The sequence below is a fragment of the Meiothermus sp. CFH 77666 genome, assembly GCF_017497985.1.
Lineage (GTDB): Bacteria > Deinococcota > Deinococci > Deinococcales > Thermaceae > Meiothermus.
In genome coordinates, this window is the sequence record NZ_JAGDFV010000015.1 from 68,467 (window position 1) to 86,003 (window position 17,537).

Annotated in this window: 13 protein-coding genes and 1 CRISPR repeat array; of the genes, 12 read left to right on the forward strand and 1 reads right to left on the reverse strand. The window is 59.6% G+C overall.

Going from position 1 to position 17,537, the window contains the following annotated elements:
* Positions 1–314 precede the first annotated feature (314 nt).
* Positions 315–1,577: an S-layer homology domain-containing protein gene (locus J3L12_RS09400; RefSeq protein WP_208014795.1), complete on the reverse strand. Its 1,263-nt coding sequence runs from the start codon at positions 1,575–1,577 to the stop codon at positions 315–317.
* A 456-nt stretch (positions 1,578–2,033) separates the two neighbouring features.
* Here J3L12_RS09400 and J3L12_RS09405 point away from each other — a divergent pair, with 456 nt between their 5' ends.
* The 12 genes from J3L12_RS09405 to J3L12_RS09460 all read left to right on the forward strand — a co-directional run.
* Entirely contained in the window at positions 2,034–2,960 is a 927-nt protein-coding gene (locus tag J3L12_RS09405; RefSeq protein WP_208014796.1) for a C40 family peptidase, read from the forward strand.
* Between the two features lie 1,067 nt (positions 2,961–4,027).
* Entirely contained in the window at positions 4,028–5,647 is a 1,620-nt protein-coding gene (locus J3L12_RS09410) for a tetratricopeptide repeat protein (RefSeq protein ID WP_208014797.1), read from the forward strand.
* Between the two features lie 118 nt (positions 5,648–5,765).
* Positions 5,766–6,764 (forward strand): WYL domain-containing transcriptional regulator, encoded by a 999-nt coding sequence (locus J3L12_RS09415; RefSeq protein ID WP_208014798.1) that lies wholly within the window; start codon positions 5,766–5,768, stop codon positions 6,762–6,764.
* 25 nt (positions 6,765–6,789) lie between these two features.
* The gene (cas3, locus tag J3L12_RS09420) at positions 6,790–9,573 is read left to right on the forward strand and encodes a CRISPR-associated helicase Cas3' (RefSeq protein WP_208014799.1); all 2,784 of its coding nucleotides are present in this window, start codon (positions 6,790–6,792) and stop codon (positions 9,571–9,573) included.
* Positions 9,574–9,594: 21 nt separating this feature from the next.
* The gene (casA, locus tag J3L12_RS09425; RefSeq protein WP_208014800.1) at positions 9,595–11,205 is read left to right on the forward strand and encodes a type I-E CRISPR-associated protein Cse1/CasA; all 1,611 of its coding nucleotides are present in this window, start codon (positions 9,595–9,597) and stop codon (positions 11,203–11,205) included.
* The gene (casB, locus tag J3L12_RS09430) at positions 11,202–11,762 is read left to right on the forward strand and encodes a type I-E CRISPR-associated protein Cse2/CasB (RefSeq protein ID WP_208014801.1); all 561 of its coding nucleotides are present in this window, start codon (positions 11,202–11,204) and stop codon (positions 11,760–11,762) included. The genes casA and casB overlap by 4 nt, the downstream gene beginning before the upstream one ends.
* On the forward strand, positions 11,759–12,955 hold the full coding sequence (cas7e, locus tag J3L12_RS09435) for a type I-E CRISPR-associated protein Cas7/Cse4/CasC (protein WP_208014802.1): 1,197 nt from the start codon (positions 11,759–11,761) through the stop codon (positions 12,953–12,955). The genes casB and cas7e overlap by 4 nt, the downstream gene beginning before the upstream one ends.
* 3 nt (positions 12,956–12,958) lie before the next feature.
* Positions 12,959–13,603, forward strand: a complete 645-nt coding sequence (gene cas5e / locus J3L12_RS09440; protein WP_208014803.1) for a type I-E CRISPR-associated protein Cas5/CasD — start codon at positions 12,959–12,961, stop codon at positions 13,601–13,603.
* Positions 13,578–14,252: a type I-E CRISPR-associated protein Cas6/Cse3/CasE gene (cas6e, locus tag J3L12_RS09445; protein WP_208014804.1), complete on the forward strand. Its 675-nt coding sequence runs from the start codon at positions 13,578–13,580 to the stop codon at positions 14,250–14,252. The genes cas5e and cas6e overlap by 26 nt, the downstream gene beginning before the upstream one ends.
* 3 nt (positions 14,253–14,255) lie before the next feature.
* Positions 14,256–15,194 carry a type I-E CRISPR-associated endonuclease Cas1e gene (gene cas1e / locus J3L12_RS09450; RefSeq protein ID WP_208014805.1) on the forward strand — a complete coding sequence of 313 codons (939 nt, stop codon included), beginning with the start codon at positions 14,256–14,258 and terminating at the stop codon, positions 15,192–15,194.
* A gap of 3 nt (positions 15,195–15,197) precedes the next feature.
* A complete protein-coding gene (gene cas2e, locus J3L12_RS09455; protein WP_208014806.1) occupies positions 15,198–15,590 on the forward strand; it encodes a type I-E CRISPR-associated endoribonuclease Cas2e in 393 nt (130 codons plus the stop codon).
* 20 nt (positions 15,591–15,610) lie between these two features.
* Positions 15,611–17,104: a CRISPR direct-repeat array (repeat unit 28 nt; unit sequence GTATTCCCCACACACGCGGGGATGAACC).
* A 162-nt stretch (positions 17,105–17,266) separates the two neighbouring features.
* On the forward strand, positions 17,267–17,537 hold a 271-nt coding region (locus tag J3L12_RS09460), incomplete at its 3' end, for a hypothetical protein (RefSeq protein ID WP_208014807.1).

The window sequence follows — 17,537 nt, forward strand, 5'->3', positions numbered from 1 at the left end:
CGCTAAACGCGCCCCTCACTTGCCGCGCCAGGGGGCGCGTCCGAGGGACTTGTATATCGCTTTTGGGTCACTTCTAAGCAGATTTGGTATTAGAGCGCTCTTCACAAAGATGAAGCTCTCCGGGTTAAGAATCCTTTGTCCCAGACCAGACGGTTGCTGCCTGGGTGGATGGCATCGTCTGGGAAGCGGTTTGCTATTCTCGTATCCCTCGGATCCAAACCGCAAACCGCCCTGGATTTGGCAGCACAGGCCTTGTCGCTCTTGGAAAAAAGGAGGAGCCCTCGAAATGAGGGCTCCTGATGATCAAGGAGAGTTTAGAAGTTAAGCTTCAAGCCTGCACGGGCTCCCAGGCCAAAGTTACCTCCCTGCTCGAAGCGGGGGTTGCCTTCCACAAACAGGCCCAGCGGGCCAAACAGGTTGAGATCGAGCCCCACGGCGGCGCTGCCGTAGATGGGGTTGGCCAGGGCGGGCAGGAAGCGGGCGCCCACGCCCAGGTAGGGGCTCAAGAGGCCGCTCCCAAAGTGGCGGGTCAGGTAGGCTTCGAGGCCCAGGGCCTGGGTGCCCAGGTTGTAGTCCAGGCCGGCCCGCAGACCGAAGCCCAGGAAGACCTCGCGTGCACCCACCATCCCACTGATGGCCAGGTTGTTGCTGCTGAAGATGCCGCCCGCAGGTTGGGGGATGACGCCCAGTGCGGCGCCAGCGCCCAGGTAGAAGTTACGCGCCGGGGGTGCGGGGGGCGTGACCGGCGGTGCAGGCCGTACTTCGGGCTGTGGCTGCGGTTGAGGCTGGGGCTGGGGTGCGGGTTGCTGGGCCTGCTGGCGCAGCTCGCCCACCTGGCCTTGCAGGGTGGTGACCTGATTGCTGAGGCCGCGCACCTGCTCTTCCAGCGCCGCCACGCGGGCGGCATCGGGACGGTTGCGAATCTGCTCTTCCAGCGTGGCGATGCGGCGCTCGAGGGCGACCGCATCCACCGGCGCGGTAGGCGCTGCCGGGGCCTGGCTCAGACGCTGAACCTGCTGCTCGAGGGCCGCGATGCGGGCCTGAAGTTCCGCCGGGGTGGGGCCTGCTGGCTGGGTGGGTTGGGCTGGTTGCGGGGCCTGGGCCAGCCGCTGAACCTGCTGCTCGAGGGCCGCCAGGCGCTGCTCGAGGGCTGCCGCCCGTTGGCTGGTCTCGATGGCCCGCTTGACCTCGGCCTCGAGGGCGGCCAGCTTACCGGCCTGATCCTGGCTGGTGCGCTCCAAAGCGGCAAAGCGCTGCCGGAGCTGCTCTAGCTCGGGCGCTACTTCCTGGGCGCCCCGCTCAACGGCCAGGCGGCACTCGGGCCGGGTGGTCTCGAGGCGGTTGGTCTGGTAGAGGCGGAAGAAAATCAGGGCGGCCTGGTAGCGGGTCAGGTTCTGGTTGCCCCGGAAGGTGCCATCCGGGAAACCCTCAATCAAACCGCACTGCACGGCAAATTCCACGGCCTGGCGGGCCCAGTGCCCCGCAGGGATATCCCGAAACTGGGTCTGAGCGTTTGCAAACACACCAAAGAATGCGCTCATTACAAGGGTAAAAATGGCGAGTCGGCTTTTTTGCATGAAAACCTCCTTTTTGAGCCAAACTTTGAAAAGCCAAGAGGGTCTTGGCCTCGTCCCCTACGCTACGCAGCCAACGTGAAGGCCCAGCTTAGTCAGCCTATAAGCGGAATTGGGAACTTTATCACCCATTTCATGTTTCGGACTTCCTGCCTGGGCCGAACGCCAGCCCAAGCCGGGGCGCAAATCAAACGAGCTGCAGGATGGAAGTCGCAGCAAGCATGTGGTTCCAATTTCATCAGAGCACTCAACTTTGATGAATCCACACCCGGCAACACCCAGGGCCGAAAGCCAAAGTTTCTGCGAGGCGCATGGGGGTCGTTGTAACAATCGTAGTTTCTGACGGAGTTTCATGGCCTCGAGCCCAGTACACCATCTACCCAACCCGCATTTTATGAAAGCGAAATAATGGCTAAATGAACGCAAAATTATGGCATTTGCGCGTATACTTACGTTGGTATGCGCCTAAATGCTGTGTGGCCCTGGCTTGTTGCAATAGCGCTGGCCCAGAGCGCACCCACCTATACGGTGCAGCGCGGCGACACCTTGTTCTCGATTGCCAAACGCCACGATACCACCGTGGAAATTCTGATGCGGCTCAACAGCCTGAGCGATGCCACCCTGAGCGTGGGGCAGGTGCTGCAACTGCCACCCCGGGTGGTACAGCACACCGTGCAGCGCGGCGATACGCTGTTTTCCATCGCCCGCCACTATGGCTCTTCGGTGCAGGCCATCCAGCAAGAAAACAACCTCGAGGGCACCACCCTATCGCTGGGGCAGGTGCTCCGGATTCCCCAGGTGAGTGTGGCGGCCCCCAGCAACCCTCCTGCAAACCCCTCTGCATCCAACCCGTCCCCCGCTAGCCCCAACCCCGCCCCACCCCCAGGCTCCTCGGCCAACCTGGTGAACTCGACCCCGCTGCCGAGTCCCACCCCACCCCAACCGGCCCCCGAACCGGCCCCGCAGCCCCAGCCCAGCCAGCCTGCCGACACCGACTACGACCCCACTCATCCCCTGATCCTGGTGGTGCTCAAATACCTGGGGCTGCCCTACGTGTTTGGGGCCAACTCCGACCGCGCGGTGGATTGTTCGGCGTTTGTCCAGCAGGTCTATGCCGAGGTGGGCATCAAGGTGCCCCGCACCAGCCGCGAACAATGGGTAACCCTCACCACCGTGCAAGGGGCCATGCGCCAGGGGGATCTGGTGTTTTTCAGCTTTGGGGGCCGCCAGATTGACCACGTGGGCATCTACCTGGGCCGGGGGGTGTTTGCCCATGCCAACAGCTATGGCAGCCGCGTGGTGATCGAAAGCCTGGACAGCCCCTACTACAAGCGCGTATACCGGGGGGCCAAGCGGGTGGAGGCGTTGCAGGTGGTGCGCCCGTAGCTGCGCCGAAGGCGGCGTCGTAAAGAGGCCCGCACAGGGTCGCAGGTTTGGCGGCGCCTGTCGCTGCTTTGTCCTTGCTCTTTCTTGCGAAAGTAGTTTTCTGCCTGCATGGCGGGAGATCGAGGGTAAGCCAGCCGGGCGCTGCGTTGTGCAACGAAGGGCGGCCGTTCATAGCCGTGAGCAGGCTGCTTTCACTTCACCTTTACCCACCCCCCATCCAGGGGGAGGAGTTAAGGACAGAAACACGACTTTCGCCGGAAGTCTTTTCTTATCAGTATGGTGCAAGGGTTTCAAACCTATCCTCGAGCAGCCATACTCGTCGCTCTGCATCAATATCCACCCCTCGGAAAAATTCACGACAAGTATTGTCGCGCTCGAGCCCCACACTGTCGGGCGTGGAAAACAACCACCGCATCCCAAGCACCCCTGTTGGCATCGACAAAAAGACCTCTGGCTGGTTGAAAGGCGGAATTGTATTATGGCTGGCCCTGTTGACCCTGGCAGTACAACCAGGCTTTGGAACGCTTGTGCAGTCGGCCCCTGTTATAGCAGGGGATGGACCCAAGTGCTGCACCGGTGGCTAAGCCACTCCACAGTAAGCTTGTTAAGGGGCCATATGCAGGTTAAGCCAGTCACTACCTTCAGTACACAGCCGTACAAATACTTTTACAGATGTGTCCATTTCGGTTGAGCTGCACGGCTATGCCACGGCCCATGCTGTGTTCTCTGGCAGAAGCCGAAGCGGACGTCTTTTCGTTGCTCCCCTATGTCGTAGGGGAGGTCAGGTGGGGTTGCCGACCTGTACCTTCATGCAGCTTCCAGATTCAGGGCCTTGTCCAATACCCTCCCCCGCCCTCCCTACGTGGTAGGGAGGGGGTTTTAGGGCTATAGCTCATGAAAACCATCGAAGTGTATGGGTATCTATACGACGCTGTATTCAGTACGTGCTCATGCTTACCGCGGGAGCCCCGACAAACGACATGCATCCAATAAAGACTCGCAGTCCAAACCGGTGAAAAATCCACAGGTAGGCCATAGGGCTTCCCCGAATTTTTTATTATGAGCGCGTGCACAGCAAAGACGTCCAGAACCTTCGAACCAGCATAGGCGCCTTGCTCGAGCACCACCCAGCCAGCTTGGCCCAGGTGTTGGCGCGTATGGTGCGCGGGGCCGATGGCTACGCGGCTGCGAAAAACCTGGTGGAAGAGGCTTTTGCGCTGTTGCCGACCGACTTTCTAAGGCAGCACCCCGAGGTGGCGGCCCTGTATGCACGTACCCTTTGCAGCGCTCGAATGCACCAGACCCTGCTCGATCTCACCGACTCCCTCCATCTGCCCCAGCCCGCCCAGGCCAGGGTGCAACTGTTTCGCAGTTGGGCCCTTTTGCGTACCCGGCGAACCACGGAGGCGCTGGCGCTTTTGCAGGCCATTGAAAGCGATTTGGATCCAGAGGATCGGGGATTGTGGCTGCGTTTCCAAGCCGATGCCCTGGCCTATTTGAACCAGCCCGGCTGGGCGGAGGTTTTTACCCAGGCCCGGCAAGCCTTGCGTGGGGGCGCTTTAGGCCGCTGCTTGATGGACTGGGGCAACCATCATTTCCGTTTGGGTGAGGTGGGTCTGGCCCGGAGCCTGTGGGCCGAAGCACTGGCCCACCTCACCCACGACCCCTACTACCTGGCCTGGCTGCACCACAGCCTGGGCATCACCGTACTGCATACCCAACCCACCGAGGCCGAACGGCACCTGCTGCAAGCCGTAGAACTGAGCAAACATAAAGAAGCGGAGGAGTTCCGTGCCAGAGCCCTGTGCGGCCTGGGGGCGGTGCGCCGGGTGCTGGGGGAATGGGAGCGGGCCCTGTTTAGCTACCAGCAGGCTGCCAGGGTGGCCTCTGAGCCCGACGACCTGCAAGAAGCCTACTGGGGCATGGGCTATGCCTACCGCTTGAGTGGTCGACCAGCCGAAGCCATGGGCTGCTTTTGGAAAGCCCACGCTGCCGAGCCTGCCGATACGCTGTACGTGGACATCGCCATCACCTACCTGATGCTGGGCAACCCCGGCGGGGCCGAGGCCGCGCTGAGCCAGGCCCTGCAAATCGCCGGGCGCGATGCGGTGAAGGCCCAGCTTGCGCGGGCTGAGCTGGCCCGGCAGCAGGGGCAGACAGCGACCCTCGAGGCCATCCTGAAGTCCCTGGATTGGCGCCAACCCTGGTTGCAAGAAGAACGTTACTGCTTACCCGCACTATTTGCGGAGGCCAAACGTCGTGGGTATCCTGCTCTACCCAGATCAAAAGCCAAACCCCCGCTAGTCGAGGTTCGCGCCTATGGCCTTTTGCGGGTGAAGGTTAACGGGCGGGAGATTCCCCTGGCCCCCACCAGCCGGGCAGCGGAGGTTCTGGTGTTGCTGCTGGAGCATGGGGGAGAGGCCACCCTCGATCAGCTGGCCGAGCAGCTCTACCCCGAAAAATCCAACCGGCGGCAAGCTGGTCAGGCCATCTGGCCGCACCTTGAGCGATTGCGCGAAGCGCTGGGGTGGGAGGGCAGCGTGAAAGCCGCCAATGGAACCTACCGCCTAGACCCGCAGGCCCGCTGGCGCTACGAATTACAGAAGCCCGGCAAGAGAAGAGGCCAGTTCCTGGAAGGAATCTACAGCAACTGGGTTCAGGCCCGCCGCGAGGAGTTGTCCTGGTGACCGGCCAGCTATTTCACCTTGAGTGAAGAGATGTCAATATTCCTAAGTAAAAACGGCCGGTTTTTGTAATTTCGACATCTTTTCGACGCTGCATTACTAAACTTCCAAATGAAGCTGTATGAGTCGTGAACCACGTCGGGTGAGTGCCGATCATAAGAAGTCGCTGCGCTTGCTGGAAGCTCGAGACCTGCTTTCGACCAAGCCCTACACGGCCCGGGAGCTGGCCCAGGTGCTGGGGGTGGACAAGCGCACGGCCCTGCGCTTACTCGAGGACTTGCAAGCCATCGAGGTGGCCAAAGAGGGCCGTTCGCCCCAGTATCAGTTGCTGCAAAGCCAGGAGCTGAGCCCGGTGGAAGCCCTGGTCACGCACAGTGCCCTGCGGATGCTCTACCACCACACCCCCGGCTACGAGCCCACCTACCTTTCGGCCCTCAAGAAACTGGCCCGGCGGCTGCCCTCGCCGGCCCAGGAGCTGGCCCTCAAAAGCACCGAGGATCTCGAGCACCGCACCCTCCAACACCAGGACGAGGGTTTTGCTATGGCCATGGTGGCCGAGGCCTGGTTCAAGCGCCAGCTGATCGAGTTCGACTACCTCAAGCCCGGCGGCTCGGGCAGGCCGCGCAAGAACGTGCTGGAGGTCTACTTTCTGGAGATTGCCCGCACCAACCTGGGCATGTACGTCATCGGCTACGAACGCAACCGCCGGGCCCTGCGCACCTACAAGCTGAGCCGGATGCGCCGCGTGCGGCTGGTAGGGGAACCAGGGGCCTATACCATCCCCAAAGATTTCGACCCCCGACACTACCTCTCCAATGCCTGGGGGGTGGTCGGGAGCAGTGGCGGAGCGCCGGTGGAAGTCCGGCTGCGCTTCCGCCCCGAGGCCGCCTACCGCATCCTGGAGGGCGGCTACCCTAACCTGCGTATTGCCTCGAGGCTCCCGGGCGGGGGCCTCGAGGTTTGTATTACCGTGGGCACCACGGGCGACAACTTCCCACTAGAGCTGCTCTCCTGGGTGCAGAGCTGGGGGCCCAGGGTCGAGGTCTTGGAGCCGGAGGGTTTGAGACAGAGGTGGCTCGAGGAGGCGCGGCAGGTGGCGGTTATGTGCGACAGAATCTGACGCAGTCACGATGGATACTGAGGCTATGAAGGAACTGAGCAAGGCGGCAAAAGCACTTTGGGCGAAAAGCAGCAAGGAGGATTGCAAAGGCCACCCGTTGATTGCCCACATGCTTGACGTTGCGGCTTGCGCTGAAGCAATCCTTGAACTCGAGCCCGAATCCACCCTCCAGCGCTATGCTGAAGATTTTGGTTTACTGCCTGAGCAGGCTCAGCCGCTGCTTCTGGCTTTGATTGCGCTTCACGACATCGGCAAGGCTAGCCCTGCCTTTCAACAACTATGGGAGCCAGGCCTAAACCGCCTGGTATGTATCGAGCCCGCGTTCGATTGGCGCAAGAGCAAAAGCAAGCCTCCCACCTACCCGAAGTACGTGCCCCACGCAGTCATTAGCCAAGCGGTTCTACCGGATTTATTGCAAAAGCGCGGCTTTCCTCGATCATTAGTGAACGGGGTTGGTGGCTCGGGGGGAATTGGAGACGCATTGGGCTGCCACCACGGCTTCCGGGCTGAATCGCTGCAAAAAGCCTGCTACCCCCATGAGCAGGGGAAAAATATCTGGGAGGAAGTCCGACAGATTCTCGTCGAGGAGGTGTTCTGTACTCTGGGTGCTTCGGCTCTTCCGACTGTGCAAAGCCTCAGCCCAGCAGCCTTCATGCGACTGGCAGGGCTCACGAGCTTTGCCGACTGGATCGGTTCGAGCTTCTACCCGGATTTGAAATTTGACGGCTTTGAGGACGACCTGCCGGGATACTGGGAGGCCAGCAAAAAACTGGCGCGGAAGCGTCTACAGGACTTGGGTTGGACAAAGCGGGTTCCACTGGTCGAGGAACCCAAACCGCTTCGGGAGGTGTTCGACTACCTTAGTCGCGAATCGGGAAAGGTATTTGTGCCCCGTCCGCTTCAGCTCTGGGTCAAGCGACTGGTCAAGAACACCCAACAACCCACGCTGCTCCTCATTGAGGCGGCCATGGGCGAGGGCAAAACCGAGGCCGCGCTCTATGCCTTTCTCCGGCTGCAAGCCCAAATCGGGCACCGGGGCCTGTACGTTGCCCTGCCTACGATGGCAACAGGCAACCAGATGTTTGAGCGGGCTTTGCGCTTTCTGAATGAACAAGGCAAAGGGCGAGAGGTAAAGCTCGACCTGCAACTGATCCACGGGGCGACCCAGCTAAACGAGCTGTACCAGAAGTTGCAGGGCAAAATTCTGCCCAATACCGAGCGCGAAGAAGAGCTGCTCGAGAACGTCGAGGCCAGAGCCTACTTCACCCACAAGAGGCGGGCGCTGCTCTCGGAGTACGGCGTAGGTACCGTTGATCAAGCTTTACTTACCGTCCTTAACGTCAAGCACCAGTTTGTACGGCTGTGGGGGCTAGGTAACCGCGTGGTGATCATTGATGAGGTTCATGCCTACGATACCTACACCTCTGAGCTGATCCTGACCCTGGTGTGCTGGCTGCGTGCGTTGGGCTCGAGCGTGATTCTGATGAGCGCCACCCTGCCCAAAGAAAAGCGCAGGCAGATTCTCGAGGCCTATGGTGGCCAAGACCAAGACACCGACCACTACCCGCGCATCTACAAGGTCTCGGGTGGCCAGACCGAGCTCGTGCGCTTCAAGGGCGATCGGAGCCGCCAGGTCAAAGTAAAGCTTGAACCCCTCGAGAGTAGCCTCGAGGCCATCGTGAGGCTGCTCGAGGAGAAGTTGGCTGAGGGTGGTTGTGCGGTCTGCATTGTGAACACCGTAGACCGGGCGCAGGCTTTGTATCAGTTACTGAAGCAGCGTGGGTGCCTCAACCCCATGCTCTTCCACGCCCGTTTTCCTGCCGAGGATCGAGCCCGGCTCGAGGACGAGGTGCTGGCCCGCTTCGGCAAGGACTCGACACTAGAGAACGGCCAGCGCCCCCAAAAAGCCGTGCTGGTGGCCACCCAGGTGGTCGAGCAGTCCCTCGACCTGGACTTCGACCTCATGGTGAGCGACCTGGCCCCGGTGGATCTGCTGCTCCAGCGGGCAGGCCGCCTGTGGCGGCACAAGCGCAGTAATAGGCCCATTGCCGAGCCCATCCTGTACGTTGCCGGGCTGGTACACCAGGACGAGCTGCCCGATCTCCGTACCCACTACTGGGACAAGGTCTACGCCCCTTTCATCCTTTATAAAACCTGGGAAGGGCTCAAGGGTCGCACGCACCTCACCTTGCCCACCGACATAGATCCCCTGGTGCAGCAGGTTTACAACGGGGCAGAGCTGGCCCTGGAGCTATCGCCCGAGGCCCGCCAGAAGGTCGCGGAGCACCAGGCCGAGTTCGACCAGCAGACCCTAGTGGATCGCAAGGACAGTGAAGCAGCGGTCATCAGCCACCTGCACGAAGGGGAGCTACAACTGCGTGAGGCCGTCCGGTCGCGGGAGGAGGACGATCCGCCCGACGGCAGGCCGGTAGCGCTTACCCGTAAGGGTGATGGCTCGGTCTTGGTAATTCCGCTGTTTGAGATCGATGGGCAATACTACCTTGACCGGGGTGCAACCCGCCCCTACGACCCCAAGCAGCCTGCCCAAACTTTCATGCGGGCGGTGCGGCTGAGCCGTATCTCAGTGGTAGGAAACAACAACCCCAAGCGCTGGGTTCCAAGCGCCCTCGAGCAGCACAACCAGGCTCAGGGTATAGATAGGTGCTTCAAGTCCTGGAAGGAGGATGCGCTGTTGCGCAACTGTGTGCCGCTGATCTTGAACCCTGAGGGCAAAGTGGTTATTGACAAAACTGAGGTGACCCTTGATGAAAAGCTGGGTGTGGTCTATCGAAAACTCGAGGCCCCATAAACCAACGGAGGTAATGTGCCAATGTACTCCTTTAACCTGGTAAGTGAGCCCTGGATTCCGGTTCGGATAGGCGGGCGGCTCGAGCTGTTCTCCCTTGAGCAAACCCTGCTTTGTGCGCAGAAGATTGAGCGGCTCGAGGATGCCTCGCCGCTGGTGCTGGTGGCACTGCACCGGCTGCTTTTGGCGGTGCTGTATAGGGCGTTACAGGGCCCCAAGACCTTGGAGGACAACCTGAAGTGGATCAAGTGCGGTCAGTTTCCACAAGATCTTATTCAGATGTACCTCAACCAGTGGAAATCACACTTTGACCTGTTTGACACTAAGAGACCGTTCTTTCAAGTTCCCGATCTAGACCGAGCCGATTTTGTCAACCACGGCAAGTCGAAGCCTATCGAACCAAAGTCCTGGATTGAGTTGTCACCAGAAATTAGGGACGGCGGCCAGGCAGCACCGATTTTCAATCATGAGAATAAGGTGGCCGAGCCGATAGATGCTCCTACCGCCGCACGCCTGCTTCTGGCCCTACAAACATTTGCATTAGGAGGGCTTAGGGGTGGCAGAACATTTCAATACTCTGCCAAACGAGCACCATCTCCCAACGCCATCTTCGTTATCCCTCACGGACAAAACTTACTGGAAACCTTTTGCTATTGCTTAGATCCCAACAACTATGCACTTCTGGAGAACGATATTCCGTTCTGGGAGTCGAACCCGGCCATAAACATTGCTTACTTGAAGACCCAGGGTGACAAAGTAGTTGAGGTAATGGGCTGTGTGCAGGCCTATACCTGGATGAGTAGATCGGTAAAGCTAATCCCCGAGCTGGCGGGGGGAGAACTGCGTGTGAGCAAGATCTACTTTGCGTCGGGTCTGTCTCCTGGGATTACACCGGAAAAATATTACGACCCCATGGTAGGTACTCAGCTAATTAAGTCTGGGGAAAACAAGGATAAATACCGCTTTACAGGTTTCGTAAAGGGGCGGCAGTTCTGGCGCGACTTTCACTCACTTTTCACCCCTGAAGATTCCAATGATCGGCGACCTCCTAGAGTAATTTCAATCTCTTCCCGACTATATAACGATGCCTCGCCGATTACTTTGGGCATTTACGGGATAGCGAACCCCACGCAAGAGGCAAAAATAGATTTTGCGCGTCAGGAGTTTTACACCTTGCCAGAAGCAATCAGCGCAGACAGAACAAGTGAGGTCTACAGCAGCCTCGAGGAGGCCCTAAAGCAAGCTGAGGATTTAGGTACAGCCCTGGACCGGGCCATCTGGCAACTGGCACGGTTAGTCACTGTTCGGTCAGAAAGGAAATTGTCTGATGAGGACAGAGCAGCTATTAATAAAAGGGCAGAAACCTACCCAGGCAAAATGGCCTACTGGTCAAAACTAGATAGCGTTTTCCCCAAGCTACTCCTTCGCCTCACCAAGGACTACCAATGGCAATCCGTACGAGTTTTCTGGCTGAAGCAGTTGATAGAGGCTTCAAATCACGCCTGGAATCTCACCCAGCTAGCTGTCGGTGATGATGCCTCGGCATTGAAAGCGCTATACGTCTCTGAGCAAATTCTGCGAGAGGCTCAGAACCCGATATTGCAACAACTCAAGGAGGCCAAGGAGGCTGTATGACCGAAAAAGCAGTCAACTTCATAGGGTTCCTATGGAAACTGGATCGTAAGGCCTTCGCTCATCTGCGGCGCAGCCTGCGCGATGAGCCAGGGCATTACATTGGCGCCATCCCCTACGTGGAACCCTTCACTTTGGGCGACACCCCATCATGGGTGCGGCAGATGTACTACCTGGTGGCAGGTCTGTTCGCCTACGTTGAACGGCCACTCGAGCCCAGCGGTTCCGCACGAAAGCCCCTCGAGCAGAACCTGGGCGAGAGCATGGCCCGGCTGTACGTGCTCAAGGAGAGGAGCCCCAGCATCGAACGCCGGTTTATCCGCCTGCTCGACGCAGACCATGAACAACTGCCCAGTCGGCTGCGCCAGACCGTCACCCTGCTCAAGTCTAACGACATCCCCATCGGCTGGGAGCAACTGCTCGACGACCTAGGCTACTGGCGTTCGGAGCAGCGGAGGGTTCAGCACCGATGGGCCAGAAGTTTTTACCAGAGAGCCGAACGGGAAACCCAACCCCAAGAATCCACACCCGAACCCCAACTCACCGGAGGTAACGAATGAAAGCTTTACTCGAGATCCACCTTCTGCAAAACTTCGCCCCCTCGAACCTCAACCGCGACGACACCGGCAGCCCCAAGGACGCTTATTTCGGCGGGGTAAAACGGGGGCGCATCTCGAGCCAGTCGCTCAAACGGGCCATGCGGATGTACTTTCGTGAGCAGAAGCTGATCCCCGAGGAGCATCTAGCAGTGCGCACCAAGCGCCTTACCGAGAGGTTAGCAGAGCTGCTAGTGGCCAGGGGCCACCACAGGGACACCGCCGTGAAGGTTGTGAACCTAGCCTTGGGCGGGGTGAAGCTCAAGGTGGAGGAGGCTAACAACAAGACCCAGTATTTGGTCTATCTTGGGGCGGCAGAGATTAAGAAGATTGCTGAACTTATAAACGAGAACTGGCAGGCTCTCGAGGAAGCCATCACCGCCGAGGAGTCTGGCAAGAACGAGGAGTCTGGCAAGAAGAAAGAGAAAAAAGACAAAAAGGCTGCCAAGGAGGCCGTGCCCGAGAAGCTGGTGAAGGACCTCGAGAAGGTCATGGATGGAGGCAAGGCGGTGGACATAGCCCTCTTCGGGCGGATGCTGGCCGACCTACCCGAGAAGAACCAGTACGCCGCTTGCCAGGTAGCCCACGCCATCTCAACGCACAGGGTCGAGCACGATGAGGATTTCTACACGGCGGTAGACGACCTCAAGCCCGACGACAACGCGGGTGCGGACATGCTGGGCACGGTGGAGTTCAACAGCGCCTGCTACTACCGCTACGCAGTGGTGGATCTCGAGAAGTTCCGCACCAACCTTCAGGGCGACAATGAGCTGATGCTCAAGGGCCTCGAGGCCTTCCTGCGCTCCTCCATCTACGCCCTGCCCTGCGGCAAGCAGAACTCTTTCGCAGCCCATCAGCTTCCCAGCTTTATCGGCTTCACTGTACGCACCAATGCGAGCCCACGCAGCCTCGCCAATGCCTTCGAGAAGCCAGTAAAGGCTTCTCAAAACGGCTGGTTAGATGCCTCCGCCCAGGCTCTGGTCAAAGAGTGGAACGAGCTCGAGCAGATCTTCGGTCAGGGAGGCATGCACTATGTGATCAATCGCACCGCGGCCAAGCTAGAGGGTGCCCTGGAAAACGCAGCGGTTGACAATGTGGAGACCCTGGTTAAAAACACCCTCGACCAAGTCAAAAAGGCGCTGAGCCTGGAGGCCTGAGCCATGAGACACACCTTGCTCATGCGCTTTGCCGCCCCCATGCAGTCGTGGGGCACTAAATCACGCTTCGACGAGCGCGATACAGAATTGGAACCCTCCAAGAGCGGGGTGATTGGGCTGATCTGCGCCGCGTTAGGGGTGGATCGTGAGGAGGAAGAACCGGTGCTCAAGCTGGCCGCCATGCGGATGGGGGTGCGGGTGGATCGGGAGGGCATTCTCCGGCGCGACTACCACACCATCCGGGCTCATGGCAAGGGAGTTCAGGACACCGCTGTGTCCAATCGCTACTATCTTGCAGATGCGGTGTTTCTGGTGGGTCTGGAGAGTTCAGACCGGGCTCGACTCGAGGGCATCCAGGCCGCGCTCAAGAATCCGGTTTGGCCCCTTAGCTTTGGGCGCAAGTCTTTTGTACCCTCGCAGCCGGTGTGGCTCGAGGACGGACTGAAAGACTCAGGGCTTGAAGAGGCCCTAAGGAACTACCCACCCCTCACTTCTACCGAGCCCACCCGAATTGTTCTCGAGGCTGATCGGGGTTCACTCCGTATGGACAACCCCATCTCGAGCTTTGCAAAGAGGCGCTTTGGCGCACGGTTCGTTGAGTCCAAGTCCTGGGAGGAGTTTCGTGTACCTGAGCCGACTCCAGCTTGACCCCCGCTCCAAACAAGCCCGCACCGACCTCGCCAACCCCTACGAACTCCACGCCACCCTGTGCCGGGCCTTTGCCGCCGAAGACCAGACCCCACCCCGCTTTCTGTGGCGGCTCGAGGAGGGTAAGAACCCGGTGGTGCTGGTGCAGAGCGCCACTGAACCCGATTGGGACAAACTTGCTCAACGCTTCCCCGGCTACTTCCAGGAGCCGCCGAAGACCGGGCAACTCCCCCTCGAGCACCTCCAGCTCGGTCAAGTCCTGCGCTTTCGCTTGAAGTGCAACCCGACCATCACCACCCAGGCAAAAGACGGCAGCTTGGACAAAAACGGCAAACCCAAGAAGAAGCGCTATGGGCTATACAAACTCGAGGACTTGGTTGGTGAAGAAATCGAAGGCGTTTGGAAACCGGGCTGGCTCGAGCGTCAAGCCGAAAAATCAGGTTTCAAGCTTATGGACTTTATGGTTGTCCAGAACGAGAAACTCACGCTTTATAAGCATGATAGCTCGAGCAAAATCACCCTTCAGTCGGTGCTATACGAGGGTCATCTAAAGATTACAGACCTCGAGACGTTCAAGCGCACCCTTGCTGCGGGCCTTGGTCACGCGAAGGCCCTGGGCTTTGGCCTGCTCTCCATTGCCAAAGGGTAGGGCATGAATTACGAAACCCGCAACCTCCAGGAACTGCCCAAGTTCCGCGACGGGCTTTCGTACCTGTACCTCGAGCATGGCCGCCTCGAGCAGCAAGACCAGGCCGTAGCTTTCTACACGCAAGAGGGGGTGGTCTCCATCCCGGCCGCGGCCCTGGGGGTTCTGCTACTGGGGCCGGGCACTTCCGTTACCCATGCTGCTATCCGCCAGCTCGCCAACAACGGCTGTTCGGTGTTCTGGGTGGGCGAGGAGATGGTGCGGTTCTACGCCAGCGGCATGGGCGAAACCCGCAGCAGCGCCCACCTGATGCGCCAGGTGCAAGCCTGGGCCGACCCGAAAGCGCATCTGGAGGTAGTTAAGCGTATGTACCGCATGCGCTTTCCCGAAGGGCTACCTGCCGACCTAACCCTGGAGCAGATTCGGGGCCGCGAAGGGGTGCGCGTGCGCGATACCTACGCCCGCTGGAGCCGAGAAACGGGCGTGCCCTGGAAGGGCCGCAACTACAACCGGGGCAACTGGGCCGATGCCGACCCCATCAACCGCGCCCTTTCTGCCGGGGCTGCTTGCCTCTACGGGCTATGCCACGCCGCCATAGTTTCAGCAGGATACAGCCCTGCGCTGGGCTTCATCCACACTGGCAAACAGCTTTCCTTTGTGTACGACATTGCCGACCTCTACAAGGCCGAAACCCTGGTACCCACAGCTTTTACGGTGGTGGCCGAGTCGGAGCAGGCTGTAGAGCGACGTGTGCGCCATGCCCTGCGCGATCACCTCAAGCGCATCAAACTATTGGATCGTGTAGTGGACGACCTGCACCGCCTATTCGATGCCCTCGAGCTTCCCGACCCCTACGCTGCCGATCCGGCCCTACCGGGCGAACTTTGGGATCCGGAAGGCAGCGTACCAGGGGGCACAGCTTACGGTTCAGAAGAACAAGACTGAGCTATGGTGGTGATTGTGCTCGAAAACGTACCCAAGCGTTTGCGTGGAGAGCTAAGCAGGTGGATGCTCGAGGTTAGCACGGGAGTTTTTGTGGGCAGTTTGTCGGCTCTGGTGCGCGACCTTCTGTGGCAAAAATGCGTAGAGAAGAAAACCGCAGGTCGGGTATGCATGATGTACCGCTACAACAACGAACAGGGTTTTGTGGTACGGACGCACGGCGACACCACCCGCAAACTGGTAGACTTTGAGGGCCTAACACTGGTCGCAGTACAAAATGCCGAATGGCAGCGCATCCATGCCAAACGGAAAAAGTCTAAGGCGACCGAGAACCTTGAAAAAGATAATCCCAACCTATCAGCTCGGGATTCGGACACTTCAGACGGGGTGAGTGGCTGAATTTGTTGTTAGAATCAAGTGTATTCCCCACACACGCGGGGATGAACCGGCTATATTGACCGCATAGGGTTTGCGCATGACGTATTCCCCACACACGCGGGGATGAACCGGCCACTCACGCCGCGTGAGTGGCTAGAGATTTAGTATTCCCCACACACGCGGGGATGAACCGAGGTGTCTGGAGGGCGAGGCCGTGAGGCGAGCGTATTCCCCACACACGCGGGGATGAACCGTCCGCGTGCCGCGCCGGGCAAATCCCCGGTGCGTATTCCCCACACACGCGGGGATGAACCGATTGGGCCGGGGGTGGGACCACGGCGGTACGTGTATTCCCCACACACGCGGGGATGAACCGCCTGCGCCAACCCCCAGAACACCATCGCCGCCGTATTCCCCACACACGCGGGGATGAACCGCCCGTCGCAGCGGTCAGGTGGATGTGGAGGCAGTATTCCCCACACACGCGGGGATGAACCGAACGCCTGGCTGCGCTCGAGGCGGAGATTGCGGTATTCCCCACACACGCGGGGATGAACCGTTGCTGAGCTATCACCACCACCGCCAGGTGATGTATTCCCCACACACGCGGGGATGAACCGGCAATCAGCGCGGCCATCACCTGGTCGCGGGTGTATTCCCCACACACGCGGGGATGAACCAGCTACAGCGAGCCGGTATGCTGGGGAACTTGCGTATTCCCCACACACGCGGGGATGAACCGCGTTGGCTGCTTGTTGGCTTTTGCTTGCCAGCGTATTCCCCACACACGCGGGGATGAACCGCCGGTGGCGCGGTTGATGTCGAGGGCCTTGGCGTATTCCCCACACACGCGGGGATGAACCGGGGCCCTAGGTGTATTTCCCGGTAGCCACGTCGTATTCCCCACACACGCGGGGATGAACCGTGCGCTTGCTAGCTGCAATAGCGTCTTCAGACGTATTCCCCACACACGCGGGGATGAACCGAATCCGACGCCGCCTACCGCGAGCGCTGCCGCGTATTCCCCACACACGCGGGGATGAACCGTGCATCTGGTAGCCCGCTACGGCCCGGGGTACGTATTCCCCACACACGCGGGGATGAACCGTAAACGTCATCACTGGCTACGCACCTATTCCAGTATTCCCCACACACGCGGGGATGAACCGGCCGAGCGCCGGGCGTTTATCGAGGCCGCGGTGTATTCCCCACACACGCGGGGATGAACCGCCTGGAGGTCGTCAACGACGTCCTGCGGGTACGTATTCCCCACACACGCGGGGATGAACCGACAAACTAAGGGGAATCGGATGACCGAACCTCGTATTCCCCACACACGCGGGGATGAACCGTTCAGCGGCTATCCCGCCGAGTTCATTTTGGCGTATTCCCCACACACGCGGGGATGAACCGCTGCCAGGTAGTGCCAGTTGGCGCAGGTTCACGTATTCCCCACACACGCGGGGATGAACCGACAGCGGTCAGTCCTGCGCTCGCGTTGTATGCGTATTCCCCACACACGCGGGGATGGGTAGTAAGGTGAGATTATCCCTGGGGGTAGTTGAAAGGGAGGCCCCTGTCAGCGCAGATTACGCTGTGTGAAAACAGAAAGACCTCCCATCGAAAGGTTAGCTTGTCCGATTGAAGGATGCAAACTACAAGGTAAGCAAGGCCAGGGCAATCTGAGGGTACGCAAGGTGTACGGGAAGGATGAGATACGGTATCTACGCTGCCGGAGCTGTGGACGGGAGTTCAGCGAAAGGAAGGGAACCGCCTTGTGGAATAGCAAGCTACCCGAAAGCAAGGCTATCGCCATAGCCGAGCAGCTAAGCGAGGGTTCAAGCAAGGCCGCCACCGCCCGATTGGTCAAGGTGAGCCTTGAAAGCATCGCTCGGTTGGAGCGGTTGGTGGGTGAGCATGGCCGGCTATTCCATGAGCAACAGGTACAGGGTTTGACCTGCACCGCCC